The 1,534-nt window shown below is 75.1% G+C and carries 1 protein-coding gene; it reads right to left on the reverse strand.

Annotated features, from left to right (window positions below; translation table 11 throughout):
- Positions 1 to 114: 114 nt before the first annotated feature.
- The coding region (locus tag AB0C29_RS47910; RefSeq protein ID WP_360834974.1) for a LuxR C-terminal-related transcriptional regulator at positions 115 to 1,534 on the reverse strand (1,420 nt) is incomplete at its 5' end.

Raw genomic sequence — 1,534 nt, forward strand, 5'->3', positions numbered from 1 at the left:
CAGGACGGGGACCGGCCGGCGCCGGCGATCGGGTGGCGGCATGCGGTCAGTCTCGGCCGGTGCGGACGCGCCGGAATCACCCGCTACGAATGGCGGCGGGTCACCGGCAGCAGCTCAGAGCAGGCCCAGCTGCCGTGCGGCCACGACGGCCTCGCGGCGCCGGCCGGCGCCGAGCTTGCGATAGATCGAGCGCATGTGCGCCTTCACGGTGTTGACCGAGATGGTCAGGCTCTCGGCGATCTCCCCGGCGGTGAGCATCGTCGGTAGGTACTGGAGCACCTCCAGCTCGCGCTCGCTGAGCGGCAGGGCCGCCGGCGGAATGACCGGCAGCTCACCGGTGATCTCGGCCAGCACGTTCTCACCGGCCGCGTTGCGCGGCTCGGCGAGCCACTGCTGCCGTCCGGCCAGGGTGAGCACCCGCGGCCCGTCGAGGTGCTGGAACGGCCGCCGGATGCGTTCCGGCTCGGCGAGGGTCAGCGCCCGCTGCAAGGCCTCGCCGGCCTGCCCGCCGTGGCCCTGCGCGTCCGCCGTCAGGGCGATGAGAACCCAGGCGCGCACGGCCGTGATCCGGTCGGCCCCCGCCCCGGCCAGGCCCAGCAGGGTCCCGGCGTCGGCGCTGCGCCGATCGGCGAGAAGGGCCCGGGCCAGGCACACCTGTTCCGCCGGCGACAGCCGGCGCCCGTCGCCGTAGCGGCCCACGACCGCATCCGTCCGGCCGGCCGCCAGGTCGATCTCGCATTCGGCCAGCTCGGTCAGGCCGGCCAGCAGCGGCGACACCAGTCCCGGCCGCGCCTCGGCCCACGCCTGGCGCAGCGCGGTGCGGGCGCCGGCCAGGTCGCCCCGGTCGGTCAGCAGTCTGGCGTGGACGAGGGCGGCGACCACGGCGATCGCGGCCTCGGGGATCTCTCCGCTGATCTGCAGGGCCCGGCGCAGTTCCTCCTCCGCCTCGATGTCGCGTCCCCGTTCCGACTCGATCAGGGCCCGGGTCAGCCGGGCCGAGGCGGTGCCGGGGCGTAACTCCGCATCGATGCGGCGGGCGATGTCCATGGCGGCCGTCGCGTGCTCCTCCGCCTCGCGTACCGAGCCGCGGAAGAAGGCCAGCAGAGCCAGGTGACCGAGAATGCTCACCGCCACCAGCGGCAGGCCGGCGCTGCGGGCGTTGGCGGACGCCGCCCACAGATAGCGGTCGGCGTGGTCGAGCCGGCCCATCCAGAGCATCGCCACCGCCTTGTTGGCCAGCGCCAGCGTGCGGTACCGCACGAGGTCGCCGCCGAGGTCCTCGGTCACGGTGGCGATGTCGTCGATCAGCCCGGTGGAGATCTCCAGGAGCCGGGGCATGTCGCCGCGCCAGCGCACCAGCGTGGTCGACTCGATCAGGCCGATCGCCGCGTCGACCGCCTCGACCGGGTGCGGGCCGGCCGCCGCCCGCGCCGCTCGCGCCACACCCAGCGGCCGGGACATCGCCGGCAGATCGCCGCGGTGGTAGGCGGTGAGAGCCGCGCACACGGCGGCGGTGTCGACGTCGAAGCGGTGC

The sequence above is a fragment of the Actinoplanes sp. NPDC048791 genome (assembly GCF_040650095.1).
Taxonomy (GTDB): domain Bacteria; phylum Actinomycetota; class Actinomycetes; order Mycobacteriales; family Micromonosporaceae; genus Actinoplanes.